Origin of the sequence: Cognatundibacterium rugosum, from assembly GCF_014284365.1 — a bacterium.
GTDB classification, from domain to species: domain Bacteria; phylum Pseudomonadota; class Gammaproteobacteria; order Burkholderiales; family Burkholderiaceae_D; genus Undibacterium; species Undibacterium rugosum.
Genome location: NZ_JACOGG010000015.1, coordinates 46,787 through 61,392, shown reverse-complemented (window position 1 = coordinate 61,392; position 14,606 = coordinate 46,787). Strand labels below are relative to the sequence as shown.

The following is a 14,606-nucleotide window of genomic DNA, read 5'->3' as shown; positions in this document are numbered from 1 at the left end:
TGAATTAAACTGATAAAAAAACCCGCTATTGAAGCGGGTTTTTTTTTATCTGCTATCGACTATCAATTATTTTTTTGTACTTGCCTTGGTTGGAATAGCTTTCTCGCTCGCTTGCACCAGTTGTGTTACTACTGTGTTGAGGTTGGCTTCCAGTGCCTCGACAGTTTGCTTACCTGATTTATTGATTTGCTCCAGGCTGGCATGAGAGTTGTTGATGGCAGTTTTGATCGCCGCAACAATCTGCTCGGTTCCGGCAGGAGCATCTTTCGTTACATCTTCCAACAGGCTGACTACTTTACGCTTATTTTCGTTGAGCTGTATTTCCGTTGCGCGGGAAAGCTCAGCCTGAGCAGATGACGCAATATTTCCCAGGTGGCGGCTGTAAGACAGGAATTTTTCTGCATTCGGTTGCAATTGTGCACTGCTGAGTTGTATGAATTCCTGTGCATCTTTTGCAGACAATAACTGGCGGGTTGTGGCAGTGGCTTCTTCCAGTGTACTTTTTACTGCATTCAAATTCAGCTCGGCCAGTTTTTCAACACTTTCGAGTGTTTTTGCACTGATGGTGGAGAATAATGCGAATTGTGCATCCAGATTTGCTTTAGTTGCCGCTGAGAATTGTTCAGGTACTGAAAACATAGGAATCTCCTTGAAAAAGGTCGTGCATGAATGAAGTCAGATGAGATATTGCAGGGAATCCACATAAATTGTGCGCTGCAATAAGTTGATTATAATGAAATAAATATGTTTGGCAACTCAAACATACACAGTGGCTGAAGCCGGAGCCTCTATGGCTGAGGGATATGTTGCCTGGGAGATTCTGAACTGGCTATGTGACTGGACGATGAAAGCAGGGTTTGTGTTACACTTTTTGTGAGTGTTTCTTTCTGGAATTTCCATTCATGAATTCAAATGCACCTGTAAAAAATAGCATTAAGACTCGCAGGGATTTCAAGCGTTTCTATACACTCACAACCCGTTGGATGGATAATGATGTGTACGGTCATGTCAATAATGTGACGTATTACAGTTGGTTTGATACGGCAGTCAACCAGTATCTGATCAGTGAGCAGGTGTTGGATACTGAGCATGGCCAGGTGATAGGGCTGGTCATAGAAACCCATTGTAATTACTTCGCACCGATTGCGTTTCCTGATGAGGTGACGGTAGGATTTGCGGTCAGTCGCTTGGGAAACACCAGTGTCCGTTATGAGTTGGGTATATTCCGTAACGATGAGCAGGTCGCTTCTGCGCAAGGACATTTTATCCATGTCTATGTGGACAGGCAGGAGCGGCGCCCGGTTCCGTTACCTGGCGAGCTAAGATCTGTATTAACTTTTATTCTGAGTGATTCTGATGACACCCACTGAATTGCAGCAAGCGGTAGACCAACTCATCATTGCGCGCCATTCTGTGCGTGCCTATTTACCTGATCCTGTCTCCGCCGAACTGCTGCAGGACTTGTTCAGTGTGGCGGCACGTGCGCCGTCTGGCACCAATACTCAGCCCTGGAAAGTCTATGTGCTGACCGGTGAAAAGAAAAATCAGCTGTCACAGAAAATTTTGCAAGCACATGATCATCCGAACCCGGCTGCTCCGCATACTGAGGAATATCACTACTATCCTTTACAATGGACCAGCCCGTATCTGGAACGCCGGCGAAAAGTAGGTTGGGATTTGTATGCATTGCTGGGTTTAGGACGTGACAATAAGGCTGGTATGCATGCCCAGCATGGACGCAATTACACGTTCTTTGATGCCCCCGTTGGTTTGATTTTCACCATAGACCGTATCCTGGAACAAGGTTCCTGGCTGGACTATGGCATGTTTTTGCAAAATCTGATGCTGGCTGCGAAAGCACGTGGTTTGGATACTTGCCCACAGGCTGCCTTTACCCAATACCATCAAATTATCAGCGAACAGCTTGCGTTGCCAGCAAATGAAATGCTGGTGTGCGGCATGTCCTTAGGTTATGCCGACCTCAGTCAGCCTGAAAATTCCTTGCAGACAGAGCGGGAGCCGGTTTCTGGGTTTGTACGGTTTGTAGAGTAGCATTTTATTATTCATTGCGGCCTGCATAGGGACAAGGTGAAATTAAATAAGAGTAAACTTCAATTGGAACCGCTAAGTCTTTAATTATCTTGCGATTTTTTTGGGATTTGCTACACTGCACTAAATTTTTTGGCATATTTTATGTAGGAGTTGTAGATAGTGAAATTTGCCCGTAAAGCAATTATTCTGAGCCTTGCTGCCATTCTTCCTGCAGTTGCGCTCTCTGTGCAGGCGACGGAATCCCGCCATCGTCATGCGAAAAAACACGTGGTACACAAAAAATCTGCGAAGATCGCTGCGAATACCAAAGTAGTGAAACGTTATGTGCTGGTGAATGGCAAACGCAAGCTGGTGACTGAGCACGTGGCACTCGCCCCCGTGGTTGCGGAAAAACCCAGCGTAGGCGATACCGTTGGTTTAAAACATGCGGATCCTTTGTCCCTGCAGTCGAATGTGGCGTATGTCGTGGATCAGGCCAGTTCCAAAGTGCTGTTTGAAAAAAATTCGGATGTGTCTTTGCCGATAGCATCTATTACCAAGCTGATGACCAGTTTGGTGGTGGTGGAGGCGCATCAGGATTTGAATGAACTGATTGAAGTCACCACCGAAGACATCGACAAGGAAAAAGGTACCGGTTCGCGCTTGAAAATCGGCGCTAAACTCACCCGTGCGGATATGTTGCATATCGCGTTGATGAGCTCGGAAAACCGCGCGGCATCTGCGCTGGGCCGGAGTTATCCGGGGGGCTTGTCCGCATTCGTGGCTGCCATGAATGCCAAGGCAAGACAATTGGGTATGAGTGACACCCATTATGTCGATTCCAGTGGTTTGTCCAGCCAGAATCGCGCCAGCGCACGTGATTTGGTCAAGCTGGTCAATGCGGCTTATCAGCATCCCGTGATCCGCGAATACTCAACGGATTCGAAATATATAGTCAATCCGGGTGGGCGTCCGCTGGAATACGGTACATCGAATAAACTGGTAGCGAATCCTTCCTGGGAAATTGGTCTGCAAAAAACTGGTTATATTGCCGAAGCTGGGCGTTGTCTGGTGATGCAGGCAATGATAGAAGGGCGTGCGATTGTGATGGTGTTCCTGGATTCTAAAGGGAAGTATTCACGCCTGGCAGATGCCGGTCGCATCAAAAAATGGCTGGAGTCAAATAAGCCACAAGCCTGACAGCCATCTTGTCTTCATAATTAAAAAGCCGGTTTGCGTTGCGCAGCCGGCTTTTTTCATGGTCTTGTTCTACCGCTCACTTTACTCAGAAAATAAGGTCTTCCATAGCTGTTGACTGGAAGTGACTTCCTGGCTGACTTTGTCGAACGCGACCCTAGCCCGGTCTTCGCCCTGCAGCCGTATGGTATGTTGCAATTTGCGCAGGCTGCGATACGCTGACGCACTGCGTTGTGCCAGCTCATCCGGAATCAGACCCAGTTCGCCGCAACGTTTCAACAAGGCGATATTGCCAATGTTGGCACTCAGTTCGGGATACTGATGCGCATGACACAGCACCAGATACTGCACCATGAACTCCAGGTCTATCATGCCGCCCGCATCATGTTTGAGATCGAACAGCTCACTACGGCTAGGATGCGCATCGCGCATTTTTTTGCGCATTTGCAGTACTTCGTGACGTAAGCTGGCTTCATCCCGCGATTGACACAACACCTGATGACGAATCGCATCAAATTGCTGGCCTATATGCGCGTCACCTGCACAGTAGCGCGCACGTGTGAGCGCCTGATGTTCCCATAACCAGGCTGATTTTTCCTGATAGCGGGCAAATGACTGTATTGATGAAACAAGTAAACCACTGGCACCATCCGGACGTAAGGCAATGTCGATATCAAACAAAATACCTGCCGGCGTATGGCTGGTCATCCAGGTAATGAAGCGCTGGGCCAGTTTCGCATAATTCGCTGGCGCATCCTGTTCTTCATCATCGTACAAAAAGATCAGATCCAGATCAGAAGCATAGCCCAGTTCCTTGCCACCCAGTTTTCCGTAGGCGATCACTGCGAACTGTGGCTTTTCACGATGACGTGTTGCAATCGTCTGCCAGACAGCGTTTATCGTTGCCGCGACCATTAAATCAGCCAGTTGGGACAAGTCGTCGGCCAGATGCTCGACCGTGACTTGCCCTTCCAGATCCTGGGCCAGCAGACGGAATTGCATGGCATGATGCATCTCGCGCAAAGTTTCTAATTGCCGCTCCGTGTCATCGCGATGTGCGAGTAGTTCTTTTTCCAGCTCTTGTGAAAATTGTGACCAGTCGGGGCGTGCCTGCAAGGCTGACTCATCCAGTAACTCATCTAACAGCAAAGGATGTCGGGTCAGGAACTTGGCAGCCCAATCACTGGCGTCCATCATGCGAATGACACGCGCCAGCGCATCCGGGTATTCGGTCAGCAGTGAAAGGTAAGCCGAGCGGCGTGCGATCGCCTCCATAAAGTCGAGAAAACGATGCCAGCAACTGAGTTGATTTTGTGCCTGTGTCCCGGTCAGGCGCATGGCCTGATTAAACAAGGCCAGCAACTTCTGGCGACTGGCTTCGCTGAGAGCCTGGATACGGCCTGAATGCCAGTGTGCATTCAGACGGCGTGCCGCTTCTTGCGCATCATGGAAACCCGCGTCGGTGAACTGGGAAATGAGCAAGTCTTCATCCTCGCTGCTGTTCAGGCTGGCGATCAGCTGCGCCTCACCGGCTTCTGCTGCATCATCTGCCTTATCTTTGAAGATGGTATCAAACTGCGTTGCGACAAACTGCCGGTGGACTTGCAAGGCATCCAGTAGCGGCGCTACTTGCGGGTAGCCCATCATGTTGGCAATGCGTAGCTGGTCTTCTTCTTTGGAAGGAAAGGTATGGGTTTGCGCATCATCCAGATACTGCAGTCTGTGCTCCAGATTTCTCAGGAATACATACGATTGCTGTAACTGTGTGACGATGTCGGCATCCAGAATATTTTTTTCGCTCAAAATAGCCAGCGTGTTGCGGGTAGAGCGGTCACGCAGACTGGCATCGCGCCCACCGCGTATGAGTTGAAAGACCTGCGCTAAAAATTCCACCTCGCGTATACCGCCGCGTCCCAGTTTGACATTGTTACTGCGCTCAGGGTGCCGTGTCTCCTGACGCACCACTTCGGCACGGATCTGCGCATGCATAGAACGCAGCGAATCGATGGCGCCAAAATCCAGATAGCGCCGATACACAAAAGGACGGATGATTTTTTCAAGTTGCAGCAAATCCTCAGCCTGACCACTCATTGCCCTGGCTTTGACCCAGGCGTAGCGTTCCCATTCGCGTCCTTGGACCATGAAATATTCTTCCAGCATACCGAAGCTGGCGACCAGCGGGCCGGAGTTTCCATTGGGGCGCAATGCCATATCGACCCGGAAGCTATAGCCGTCTTCGGTCACTTCAGAAATGGCTGCGATCAGTTTTTTTCCTAAGCGGCTGAAATATTCATGGTTAGACAAGCTGCGCTGCGCTGCCTCATGACAGCGTGTCTCGCCATCTTCGGCGTAGCAGAAAATCAGATCGATATCTGAGGAGACATTCAGTTCGTAACCGCCCAGTTTGCCCATACCGAGCACAATCAGGGATTGTTCTGCGCCACTTTCTTCTCCGACCGGGACGCCATACAGCGCACGCATTTCCTGATCGAGTGCGGTTAAGTGTTGCGCCACTACAAAGTCGGCAAACTCGCTGATTGTGGTGACCACTTCATGCATGTCAGCCTGTCCGTTCAGATCGCGCTCGATCAGTGTAGCGAGGACAAGGTTGCGCAAACGTCGCATTGCCTTGTTCAAACTGGCACCGGATGAAATTTCTTTTTGTAAAATCTGCGCAAAATCCGCTTTGCTAAAGGATAATCTGCTTATTTCCTGCAGTTGTGCGCTTCGTTCTGGCGTCCCCTGCAACCAACGTTGTAAAAAACGGGACAGTTCTGCGGCGGTGGTTTGGAAATTTTCCGTATGGCTCATAAGGGAGACTGGATGGATTGTCGGTCAGCGGTATAGCTGCTGGGAAGAGGATAGGTTCTGATTGTAAGTGATTTTGCGCGCTTGCAGAACCGTACTCGCGATGTTCGCTGAGGAATCCGGGATCGTCCTGATTCGATACTTAATCAATGAAAAGCATGAGACGTAGTTTGAATAACCATGTGCCGGGTTGCAGGTCTGACACCGCAGTGCAAAGAAGTGAATGTCTTGAATGACAAAAGAATCTGCTTCACCTGCACCGACCCGTCGTAGCCGCCACTTGCTGTCTTCCCTGAGGATGCTGGTTGCCTTACCCTGTCGCCGTTTGTGGCGAGCGGGGGGATGTGGCTTGCGCGCTGTGTGTTGGGGGCTGCTGGGGTTGTATTTTGTGTTTTCACTGCTGGTGCTGGTGTTGCGCTATGTGTTGCTGCCACAGGTAGGTAGCTACCAGACTGAAGTTGAAACAGCGCTGACCGCGTCTATCGGGCGCCCGGTAAAAATTGCCTCACTGGAAGCCAGCTGGCAAGGCTTGCATCCCCAGTTCGCGCTACATCAGGTGCAACTGTTTGATCAGCATGGGCAGCTCGCGCTGGCCTTGCCAGAGGTGCGCACGACCTTGTCGTGGTGGAGTTTACCGCTGGCTGAGCTGCGTTTCCGTCGCATCGAATTGGTGGCGCCAGAGTTGACGATACAAAGAGATGAGCGTGGTCAGCTTTACATAGGAGGTTTTTTGCTCGATACCCAACGTCAAGGGGATGGCAAGGGCCTGGACTGGGTGTTGGCTCAGCAGCAGATACGGATACGGGGTGGTAAGCTGCATTGGCGGGACCAGACGCGGGGAACACCTGGGGCCAATCTGTCTGGCGTCAATTTCGATTTGAATAATCACTGGCAGCAGCACCAATTCTCCTTGCTGGCGCAAATGAACGAGGGATTGGCGCAGCCTCTGGATGTCCGCGGTAATTTGCGCCATGCCTCATTTGCTAAGACCTTGCTGAATCGTTCAGTCTGGTCGGGTGAAATTTATGCGTTTCTGAGTCAGGCTGACTTGCCTGCCTTACAGGCCTATCTGCCATTGAATAGCCAGTTGCAGCAAGGAAAAGGTACGCTGCGTGCCTGGATGCAGCTGGATGCAGGCAGGATGGCTGACCTGACACTGGATGTCTTACTCAGGCAGGTGCAGGGAAAATTTGCGAAAGATCTGCCTGCGCTGGATATGCAGGAAATTCGCGGACGCATCACGGCAAGTGAAAAAATTTCCTTCGCCCGGAAATATTTGCCCTCGGTGTTTGGTCCTGCTGGTCATACGCTGGCGCTGACTGACTTTAGCATGACTGCCCGCGACGGGCTGCGTTTGCCACCTACTTCAATCCGGGAAAGTTTTACACCTGGCAGCGATGGTCAGTCTGAGCAGGTTGAACTGTCCTCGCCTATGCTGGATTTGCAGACTCTGGTTCAGTTCGCAGAACATTTACCCTTGCCGGCAGGGCAGCGCCAAATGCTGAATGATTTTGCGCCGAAAGGTGTACTGAAGAACCTGCGCGCTCAATGGCGGGGCAGTTATCCGGAAATCCTTAGTTATCAGGTGCAGGGGCAATTTGAGAATCTGTCTCTGCGCGCGCAACCCGCCAGAGCCGCTCAGGCTAAGCGTGGCAAGCGGCCAGCAACGGCAGCCGTGCCCGCGATTCCAGGCTTTGATAATCTGTCGGGCAGTATTGAAGCCAATGAAAAAAACGGCAAGCTGGTACTGAACTCAACAGCCTTAGCCCTACATACCGCCAGTTATTTTGTCGATCCTTCCCTGTATTTTGACCGTTTGTTTGTGCACGCCAACTGGAAGATCGCCAACGATGATCTGCTCACAGTTCAGCTGCAAAAGTTCGATGCAGAGCAAGGAAATATGCGTGCCAGCTTCAGTGGCAGGCATACCGTGTCCTTGCGTGCGGATACCGATAATCCGGCGGGGAATTTGGATTTGAGTGGCCGTATCGACCGTTTTGATTTGAAAACCATCGATAAATATATACCCGCCAGCGCGCCGCAGGATTTGCGCTACTGGCTTACCCATTCGTTATTGGATGGTTATGCAGATGAGGTACAGGTCAAGGTGAGAGGGGACTTATCTCACTTTCCGTTTGCAGCGAATGATAGCAGGGCCGCGCAGGCCGGCGAGTTCAGGGTTAAAGGCAGTCTGAGTGGCGCCAAACTGGATTTCACCGCTGGACAACTGAGCGACACATCGAAGCAGGCTCTCTGGCCTGTGATTGAGCAAATCCGTGGCAGCTTTGTGTTTGACCGAGCACGGATGGAAATTTCCGGCGACACAGCCAAGACGCTCGGAGTTGACCTGAAAAAAGTGAAAGCCATCATTCCTGATCTGATGACGCATGGTGCAGTGTTGCAAATTGACGGAACGGCATCCGGTCTGTTGCAGCAAATGCTGGGCTACGTCGCTGCCAGCCCTGTGCAGGGCTGGCTAGGTCATTTTTTAGATGAGACCAAGGCTAGCGGCTTGTCTTCATTGAATCTGAAATTGCAGCTGCCTTTGTTGCATCTGATTGATGCTAAGGTGAATGGTATTCTGCAATTTCAAAATAACGATGTCATGTTGCAACCAGGAATTCCACAGGTCAGCGCGGCGAATGGCAAACTGGAATTCAATGAAACCGGACTGACCATACCGTCACTGAAAGCGATTGCTCTGGGCGGCCCGCTGGTGATCAGCGGTGGCAGCCAAAAAGACAATGCGATACGTATACGACTCGACGGTACAGCCAGTGCGCAAGGCCTGATCAGTTATCTGCCGCCTGAGCACCGCAGGATCATGGATGGACGTTTGTCTGGCTCCAGTCGTTACACTGCGGCAGTGAATGTCAAAAAGCAGTTGCCAGAGATCGTGGTGGAATCAAGTTTGCAAGGAATGGCCTTACATTTTCCAGAACCTTTGCGTAAGGCAGCTACTGAGATCTTGCCATTGAAAGTCGAGCTAACGCCGCTGGCTGGTAATGAGAGTAACCAGTTACGTGATGAATTAAAGCTGCAGTTGGGGACGTTGGCGCAGGCGCGCTTTCTGCGACAAAAACAGCGCGACAACGATAAGGGATGGCGTGTCGCGCGTGGTGGCATCGGCATAGGTCAGCCTGCACCGGATTCCGAACAAGGGATGGCTTGGCAAATTCAGCTCCCGAAATTAAATATGGATGAGTGGTCGCAGTGGCTGGACAACATGTCAGCGAAATCTGCTGCGAGCGCTGCAGTGACGGACACTGGGCTGGAATCGTATTTTTACCCCGCCTCGCTACAATTGCGGGCAGGACATTTGCACGTGATGGGGAAACAGTTTGACGATATGCAACTGGCACTCACGCAACAGAAGGGGAACTGGAAAGCGGGTATGAAGTCTGCTCAGATGGCCGGGACTTTGAGCTGGAACGAGGCTGCACTGACGCAAGCGAATTCCGTCATCACTGGCCGCTTCGATTACCTGAAAATTCCGGCCTCTGCTGCGAAAGAAGTGACTGAGCTGTTAGATGGAAAAAAAATGCAGACACAGTTACCTGGCCTTGATATTGTGGTAGATCAGCTTGAACTGGTGAATAAAAAAATGGGCAGGCTGGAATTACAGGCCAGTAATCAGTTGGTGAATGGCCGCAGCGAGTGGCAACTGCGTAAAATTAATTTGAAAAATCCGGATGCAGAATTAAAAGCCTCGGGAAAATGGTTGCAACAGGCCGATGCCGGTCAGACCCAGCTCGAATATGTACTGGACATTCAGCATGCGGGGCAATTGCTGAACCGCCTGGGTTTTGCCAACGTATTGCAGGGCGGTAAAGGGAAAATTGAAGGCAATCTGCGCTGGAATGGGCTGCCGTTTGCGATGGATTTGCCGTCCATGTCAGGAAAAATGCAGCTCGACCTGGCTGCAGGTCAGTTTTTAAAAGTTGATCCGGGCGCAGCGAAATTATTAGGCGTATTGAGTATGCAATCTTTGCCACGTCGGTTGACGCTGGATTTTCGCGATGTGTTTTCTGAGGGCTTTGCTTTTGATGGCATTAACGGCCATGCTGTGATCGAAAAAGGGCTGGCGCATACCGAGAATCTGAAAATGCGCGGTTTGAATGCGACCGTGCTGATGGCAGGTAAGGCAGACATAGTGCATGAGACCCAGGATTTGCATGTGGTGGTGATTCCGGTCGTGAACGCCGGCGCTGCTTCCGTTGTGTATGGTCTGGCAGTCAATCCTGTGATCGGGTTGGGGACTTTTTTGGCACAGCTATTTTTACGTGAGCCTTTAGCCAAGGCGTTTACTTTTGAATATGGCCTGACTGGTTCCTGGACTGAACCTGTCGTCAAAAAACTGGAGGTCGGCCTGAGTCACAGTGCTTCCTCCGCTGAAACCAGTAAAACAGGGAGAGGTGAATGATGAAGGTGGCGGCGATACAGATGATTTCGTCTGCGGACTTGAATGACAACCTGGCGACAGCGGAGCGCCTGATACGACAGGCCGCTGCAGAAGGCGCGCAGCTATTATTGTTGCCTGAATACTGGCCCCTGATGGGGCAGCAGGATACGGATAAATTATTGATTGCGGAAGAACCGGGAAATGGTCGTATGCAGACTTTTTTGTCTGCAATCGCAAGCGAACTCGGTGTCTGGCTGATAGGTGGAACCATACCCTTGAAGTCCGCTGAAGCAGATAAGGTGCTGAACACGACCTTAGTCTATGGGCCGGACGGCACATTGAAAGCGCGTTACGACAAAATACATCTGTTCGGTTTTCAGAAGGGCAGTGAGTCGTACGAAGAGTCGCGTACCATCACGGCGGGTCATGAAGTGGTCAGTTTTGATTCTGAATTAGGCAGGATAGGACTGGCAATCTGTTATGACCTGCGCTTCCCGGAATTGTTTCGTGCGTTAGGACATTGCAATCTGCTGATTGTGACGGCTGCGTTTACATATACAACGGGCGAAGCTCACTGGGAAATCCTGTTGCGTGCCAGAGCCGTTGAGAATCAATGTTATTTACTGGCCTGTGGCCAGGGTGGGGTGCATAGCAATGGCCGCCGCACCTGGGGGCATAGCATGCTGATAGATCCTTGGGGCAAGGTACTGGCCTGCTTGCCAGAGGGAGAGGGTATCGTAACCGGTGAAATTGATACCGGACTGATTGCATCAGTACGTGAAAGCCTGCCGGCCTTGCATCATCGGCGTATTTGAGCCTGAAGTCAGTTCCGAATCTGTTCCGAATTCGTTCGTAAAAGCTCACAACCCTAAGCGCAACGCTCTGTCAGACAGAATATTGATGTCCCATATGTGATGCAGGCTGCTTCTGAACTACAATGCCAGCATTACCGTTTTTTTATGCGTGAGCCCTTAATCTATGACTTCCAGCGTATCGACTCCTAGCCATTTAACCATCGCCCGTGATGTGTTGCTTACTCCTTTTGGTCTGGATGACAATCAGTTAAATCAGGTGCTTGCCTCGATGTTTACGCATCGTGTTGATTACGCAGATTTGTACTTCCAATTTACCCGCAGCGAAGGCTGGAGTCTGGAAGAGGGCATCGTCAAGACCGGCAGTTTCTCTATCGATCAGGGTGTCGGTGTGCGCGCGGTATCTGGCGATAAAACAGCGTTTGCCTATTCCGATGAAATTTCTGCGAAAGCCCTGTCCGAGGCTGCAGTCGCAACCCGTACCATCGCGCGCCAGGGCACCGGGAAAGTGAAAGTCGCTAAAACCATGGCTGAAGCGATCGGCCGCGATTTATATTTACCGAACGACCCCTTACATTCTTTGGATGCAAATCAGAAAGTGCGCCTGTTGGAGCGCGTAGAGCGTATTGCGCGCGCTAAGGACCCTCGCATTGTGCAGGTGATGGCTTCGCTGTCTGGCGAATACGATGTCGTGATGGTGGCGCGCAGTGACGGTGTGATGGCCGCCGATGTACGGCCGTTGGTGCGGGTATCGGTAACCGTGATCGCCGAGCAGAATGGCCGGCGTGAAATGGGTTCCAGCGGCGGCGGTGGCCGCTATGACTATGCTTACTTTACAGATGCTTTACTGGAAAAATTTGCGGACGAAGCGGTCAAATCTGCACTGGTAAATCTGGATGCACGTCCGGCACCGGCGGGGCCGATGACAGTCGTATTGGGGCCTGGCTGGCCTGGCGTTTTATTGCATGAAGCGGTTGGACACGGCCTGGAAGGTGATTTTAACCGCAAAGGTTCCAGTACCTTTTCCGGTCGCATCGGAGAGCGGGTAGCGGCCAAAGGCGTCACCGTGGTGGACGATGGTACGATGCAGAACCGGCGCGGTTCGTTGAATATCGACGACGAAGGTAATCCGACTCAGTGCAATGTCCTGATTGAGGACGGTATCCTGAAAGGCTATATGCAGGATACGATGAATGCACGTCTGATGAAGATGGAGATTACCGGTAATGCACGGCGTGAATCTTTTGCGCATCTTCCTATGCCGCGTATGACCAATACTTACATGCTGGCTGGTGACAAGGATCCGGAAGAAATTCTGGCGTCGGTTAAGAATGGGCTGTATGCCGTTAATTTTGGCGGTGGCCAGGTCGATATCACGAATGGAAAATTTGTATTTTCCGCCAGTGAAGCCTACATGATAGAGAATGGAAAAATCAGCTATCCGGTCAAAGGCGCAACGCTGATTGGCAATGGACCAGAAGTGCTCAATCATGTCTCCATGATAGGTAATGATCTTCAACTGGACTCCGGTATAGGCGTGTGTGGTAAAGAAGGGCAGAGTCTGCCCGTCGGCGTGGGTCAGCCTAGTATGCGCATAGAGGGGCTGACTGTAGGCGGAACCGCTTAATACCTTAAGGGCAAAACCTACTATGTTCGTTATCGCTATCGTCTCTGCGAAAGGCGGCGTTGGAAAAACAACCGTATCGGCCAATCTTGCTGCAGGTTTCGCACAACGCGGACGTCCTGCGGTCGTCGTCGATCTCGATCCACAAAATGCCATGCAATGGCATCTGGGCGGATTGGACCCTGATGTTGCCAAGGGCATCAGCTCACTCAACGCCAGCCGCACGCGCCTCGCAGGTGTCATGCATCAAACTCCCTTTGATGTGGCACTGGTTCCTTACGGCAGTTGCAGTGAGCAACGCCGGCAAAAATTTGAGGCGACGCTGGAAGCGCAGGAAGACTGGTTGAGAAATAAGCTTCTGTCGACCAGGTTGCCAGACCAAACCGTCGTGATACTCGATACGCCTCCAGGTCCTTCGGTGTATCTGAAGCAGGCCGTTCGCGCCGCAGATTTTTTGCTGGCAGTGGTGTTGGCGGATGCAGCTTCTTATTCAACCTTGCCAGAAATGGAGGCGCTGATTGCGAGTTATACCGCAGGATCAAGCGCCAGAATAGGGTCTGCTTATCTGATCAACCAAGGGACTCAGCGTCAACTGGCACAAGATGTGCTCTCTTTGTTTTCTGAAAAATTAGGACAACGAATGCTGCCTTTCGTGGTACCGGAAAGCGAAGTCGTTGAAGAAGCTTTGGCTTTTGAACGCCCGGTGGTGGTACACCAACCTGAAAATGCGGCAGCCCAAAGTATTTTTAAGATTACAGATTGGATAATTCGTGGCTTACCACGGTAAGGCATCTGAACCTTGAACATAGCCGGCGAAGAATATTTCAGGCGACCTTAGTTACATTGCATAGCAACTTACGTGTAACTATTGATCATAATTACGTGTAAATAGAAAATTTCATGTTTTTGTATTCACTTTCCTGATTTTAGGTCGTTATGCTCCACAGGGCTTATGCCAGTTAGTGCTTGAACGAGGGCGTTCTTATTGCATAAAAATGTTGTAAAAAAATAAATTATTTAAGTTAATCTTGCGCTTACTATTAAATTGAGTGTCCGGCGTATAGATTCTTGACAATTGTGCATGGCGGTGAACTGGACTACAGGTCGCGCCAAATGGTAGAGTTGTAAGTAGTTGTAAGCGGTTTCGGTAAATTTCCCGGGATTGTTATTGCAATCATTTTGTGGAAGTGTTCATTATGTCAAAAAACGATCTCCAGTATTACGAGTCGCAGCAATGTTCATTGCAATGGCGTGCTTTTTTGAACGCATTTTCAGCAGAATTCTCTACCAAGGGTGACTTGAAAGATTTGCGTTTATTTATGCACCAGTTGGGGCGCAATATGGCGTCGGGTCTGGGATTCAAAGGCGGCGACAATTTGCAGTTACTTGAAGATAACATGAATGCAATTTGGGAACGCATGCATTGGGGCTGGGTGGAGATTAATGAAGAAGCTGAAGCCTTGGTATTGTTGCACCATGCAAGTCCATTAAAAACAGCATTTGGTGAACAGGCACTGAGCTGGACTCCGGCTTTGCTGGAAGGGATTTATGCGAGTTGGTTCGAAGGGATGGGGATGGACTCTTCGTTGAGGCTGCAACAAAAAACCGCTGAAGCAGGTTTTGCTCAGGTTTTGGTCTTTGAACTTAAGAGGCAGGTAGAGGAGTCGCCATTTTTTGGGCGTCGTTGAAATTGGAGCGTGAAGCTTTCGCTAAATGATGAAGACGGTGAATA

Annotated in this window: 10 protein-coding genes; 8 read left to right on the top strand and 2 right to left on the bottom strand. The window is 50.5% G+C overall.

The annotated features are described in order from the left end of the window. Positions 1-66 precede the first annotated feature (66 nt). Positions 67-639, bottom strand: a complete 573-nt coding sequence (locus H8K47_RS14005; protein WP_186882029.1) for a phasin family protein — start codon at positions 637-639, stop codon at positions 67-69. A 263-nt stretch (positions 640-902) separates the two neighbouring features. Between H8K47_RS14005 and H8K47_RS14000 the strand changes: the two genes are divergently transcribed. The 3 genes from H8K47_RS14000 to pbpG all read left to right on the top strand — a co-directional run bounded on the left by H8K47_RS14000 (position 903) and on the right by pbpG (position 3,231). Further along, positions 903-1,370 carry an acyl-CoA thioesterase gene (locus H8K47_RS14000; protein WP_186882028.1) on the top strand — a complete coding sequence of 156 codons (468 nt, stop codon included), beginning with the start codon at positions 903-905 and terminating at the stop codon, positions 1,368-1,370. Further along, on the top strand, positions 1,357-2,052 hold the full coding sequence (locus H8K47_RS13995) for a nitroreductase (RefSeq protein WP_186882027.1): 696 nt from the start codon (positions 1,357-1,359) through the stop codon (positions 2,050-2,052). Before H8K47_RS14000 ends, H8K47_RS13995 begins: the two co-directional genes overlap by 14 nt. Before the next feature lie 156 nt (positions 2,053-2,208). Beyond that, the gene (pbpG, locus tag H8K47_RS13990) at positions 2,209-3,231 is read left to right on the top strand and encodes a D-alanyl-D-alanine endopeptidase (protein WP_408057902.1); all 1,023 of its coding nucleotides are present in this window, start codon (positions 2,209-2,211) and stop codon (positions 3,229-3,231) included. Positions 3,232-3,312: 81 nt separating this feature from the next. Here the strand turns inward: pbpG and glnE are convergent, their stop codons facing one another. Then, complete coding sequence (gene glnE / locus H8K47_RS13985) at positions 3,313-6,039, bottom strand: bifunctional [glutamate--ammonia ligase]-adenylyl-L-tyrosine phosphorylase/[glutamate--ammonia-ligase] adenylyltransferase (RefSeq protein ID WP_186882026.1); 2,727 nt, start codon at positions 6,037-6,039, stop codon at positions 3,313-3,315. Positions 6,040-6,268: 229 nt separating this feature from the next. On the opposite strand from glnE, the gene H8K47_RS13980 reads away from it, so the two are divergent. The 5 genes from H8K47_RS13980 (at position 6,269) to bcsD (ending at position 14,562) form a co-directional block, all read left to right on the top strand. Continuing rightward, complete coding sequence (locus H8K47_RS13980; RefSeq protein ID WP_186882025.1) at positions 6,269-10,459, top strand: YhdP family protein; 4,191 nt, start codon at positions 6,269-6,271, stop codon at positions 10,457-10,459. Then, positions 10,456-11,253, top strand: coding sequence for a carbon-nitrogen hydrolase family protein (locus H8K47_RS13975; protein WP_186882024.1), 798 nt, complete (start codon positions 10,456-10,458; stop codon positions 11,251-11,253). The genes H8K47_RS13980 and H8K47_RS13975 overlap by 4 nt, the downstream gene beginning before the upstream one ends. Before the next feature lie 163 nt (positions 11,254-11,416). Continuing rightward, the gene (gene tldD, locus H8K47_RS13970; protein ID WP_186882023.1) at positions 11,417-12,877 is read left to right on the top strand and encodes a metalloprotease TldD; all 1,461 of its coding nucleotides are present in this window, start codon (positions 11,417-11,419) and stop codon (positions 12,875-12,877) included. Positions 12,878-12,899: 22 nt separating this feature from the next. Beyond that, the gene (bcsQ, locus tag H8K47_RS13965; RefSeq protein ID WP_186882022.1) at positions 12,900-13,661 is read left to right on the top strand and encodes a cellulose biosynthesis protein BcsQ; all 762 of its coding nucleotides are present in this window, start codon (positions 12,900-12,902) and stop codon (positions 13,659-13,661) included. Positions 13,662-14,070: 409 nt separating this feature from the next. Further along, on the top strand, positions 14,071-14,562 hold the full coding sequence (gene bcsD, locus H8K47_RS13960) for a cellulose biosynthesis protein BcsD (RefSeq protein WP_186882021.1): 492 nt from the start codon (positions 14,071-14,073) through the stop codon (positions 14,560-14,562). Positions 14,563-14,606 lie beyond the last annotated feature (44 nt).

Excerpts from the sequence above, each read along its gene's own strand:
- H8K47_RS14005 (WP_186882029.1), bottom strand. The coding sequence starts at position 639 with ATGTTTTCAGTACCTGAACAATTCTCAGCGGCAACTAAAGCAAATCTG.
- H8K47_RS14000 (WP_186882028.1), top strand. The coding sequence starts at position 903 with ATGAATTCAAATGCACCTGTAAAAAATAGCATTAAGACTCGCAGGGAT.
- H8K47_RS13995 (WP_186882027.1), top strand. The coding sequence starts at position 1,357 with ATGACACCCACTGAATTGCAGCAAGCGGTAGACCAACTCATCATTGCG.
- glnE (WP_186882026.1), bottom strand. The coding sequence starts at position 6,039 with ATGAGCCATACGGAAAATTTCCAAACCACCGCCGCAGAACTGTCCCGT.
- H8K47_RS13980 (WP_186882025.1), top strand. The coding sequence starts at position 6,269 with ATGACAAAAGAATCTGCTTCACCTGCACCGACCCGTCGTAGCCGCCAC.
- H8K47_RS13975 (WP_186882024.1), top strand. The coding sequence starts at position 10,456 with ATGATGAAGGTGGCGGCGATACAGATGATTTCGTCTGCGGACTTGAAT.
- tldD (WP_186882023.1), top strand. The coding sequence starts at position 11,417 with ATGACTTCCAGCGTATCGACTCCTAGCCATTTAACCATCGCCCGTGAT.
- bcsQ (WP_186882022.1), top strand. The coding sequence starts at position 12,900 with ATGTTCGTTATCGCTATCGTCTCTGCGAAAGGCGGCGTTGGAAAAACA.
- bcsD (WP_186882021.1), top strand. The coding sequence starts at position 14,071 with ATGTCAAAAAACGATCTCCAGTATTACGAGTCGCAGCAATGTTCATTG.